The organism is Fibrobacter sp., assembly GCF_045131395.1.
Classification (GTDB): domain Bacteria; phylum Fibrobacterota; class Fibrobacteria; order Fibrobacterales; family Fibrobacteraceae; genus Fibrobacter.
Genome location: NZ_JBGUQY010000031.1, coordinates 1 through 1,923, shown reverse-complemented (window position 1 = coordinate 1,923; position 1,923 = coordinate 1). Strand labels below are relative to the sequence as shown.

The 1,923-nt window shown below is 39.9% G+C and carries 2 protein-coding genes; both read left to right on the top strand.

Annotation, left to right across the window (positions count from 1 at the left end; genetic code table 11):
* Positions 1–465: hypothetical protein (locus ACJMNB_RS08975; RefSeq protein WP_405341621.1), on the top strand; the 465-nt coding region annotated here is incomplete at its 5' end.
* Between the two features lie 22 nt (positions 466–487).
* On the top strand, positions 488–1,771 hold the full coding sequence (locus ACJMNB_RS08970; protein WP_405341619.1) for a DNA cytosine methyltransferase: 1,284 nt from the start codon (positions 488–490) through the stop codon (positions 1,769–1,771).
* Positions 1,772–1,923: the final 152 nt, after the last annotated feature.

Genomic DNA, 1,923 nt, shown 5'->3' with positions numbered 1-1,923 from the left:
GAACTGCAGCAGAAAAGGGATTTGAAATTCACAAGTGACACAATCACATTGTGTCAGAACAGCGCACGGATCGGATATAAGAACATTGTCGCATCCACCAATGCACGTTCGCAGATTTGGGATTGTTATATGCAGTATTCAATCAGTGATGACATTCTTGTCCTGAACGGCAATGACAATTCAATGCACTATGTTATCACTGTTGATGACGGCATGCCGGATTCCTGGAGTTTTAGAGAACAGCAAAAGGAAACTGAACTTAACTGTCGAATCAAGAACCTGTTGAAAGAGAATGAAGAACTGAAAAAACAGGTTTGTGATTTCGATAACCTGAATAGAAAGCATTGTTATGAAATCCGAGATTTCAAGCAAAAGATTTTTGATGAAATGATTCGTTTTTCGTTGTGTGATTTGTGGGAAAGTCTGCAAGCGCTTCAGGAAAAGAACAAGAAAGACAAAGAATAATAAAAAAATATAGGACTGTTTGATGATTAAGTTGTTAAGCCTGTTTTCAGGCATCGGCGCGTTCGAATGCGCATTGCGTAGGGGGGGGCATGAGTTCCAGACAATCAACTATTGTGAAATAGACAAATATGCAAGTGCTGCCTATTCAATGATACACAATGTTGATGAATCATTGAACTTGCGTGATGTCCGGAAAGTAAGCACATTGTTATTTCCTGATGTTGATTTAGTCACATATGGTTTTCCGTGCCAGGACATCAGCATTGCCGGACGGCAGAAAGGTTTTGAAGACGGTGCCGGAAATCGTACACGTTCCGGTCTGTTTTTCGACGCATTGAGAATCATTCAGGATTTACAGCCGAAGTGGGCAATTTGTGAAAATGTAAAGGCATTAACAATGAAGCAGTTCAAGAATGAATTCAAAACTGTTCTTGAATCATTGGAACATGCCGGATATAGAAATTATTATCAGGTTCTGAATTCCAAGGATTTCGGAATTCCGCAGAACAGGGAACGTGTTTTCATCGTTTCAATCCGGAAAGACATTGAACAGGAATTCACATTTCCAGAAACACAGGTTTTGAAATTGCGTGTTCGTGACCTGTTGGAAAAAGATGTGCCGGAAAAGTTTTTTATTAACACACCGAATGCGATTGCACTTGCACGGAAAATTGCTGAAGAAATCGAACTGAATCATCCGGCAGTCTTGCGTTCAGTTCGGACGGAATACGGAAAAGAAATTCGCACTGCATACGAACAGGGTGAAATTCATGAAAAGCGGGCAAACATGCGTGAATTCGAATGCCGTCCTGATGACTTATGCAACACATTGACAACTGTTTTGAAAGACAATTACATTGCAGAACCTGTCATGCGTACAGTGGGCGATCTTGGTGTTGGTGGTCAGCGTGGACGCGTTTTTTCAATCAATGGCATTGTCGGTTGCCTATCTGTCACAGATTACAAAGATCCGCCGAAAATTCTGCAAGTGGGAAATATAGTGAAAACCGGTCAATTTGATAATCCGCAGCGGGGCAGAATATACGATCCGGACGGAATAGCACCGACATTGAACACCTGTTCCGGCGGTGGACTAGAACCGAAGTTTGTTGACCGAAGTCATGTTGATGTAAGAATCAGAAAACTGACACCAAGGGAATGTTTTCGATTGATGGGATTCACCGATGATGATTTTGACAAAATTAAGGGAATTAGCAATTCACAGCTTTATAAAATGGCCGGAAATAGCATTGTTGTGAACGTTTTAACGGAAATTTTTAAAGAATTATTTAAAATGTATAAATGATTCTTAGTGGGGAAAACTGATGACCGAAAAATTGAAACAAATTAGAAATTTCATTTCTGAAAAACTTTCACAAGATGAATTCAAGATTGTTGATTATGAAAACAGTTTTAAAATTCATTCAAATGAGTGCGACAGGGATGTTTCACTTCACG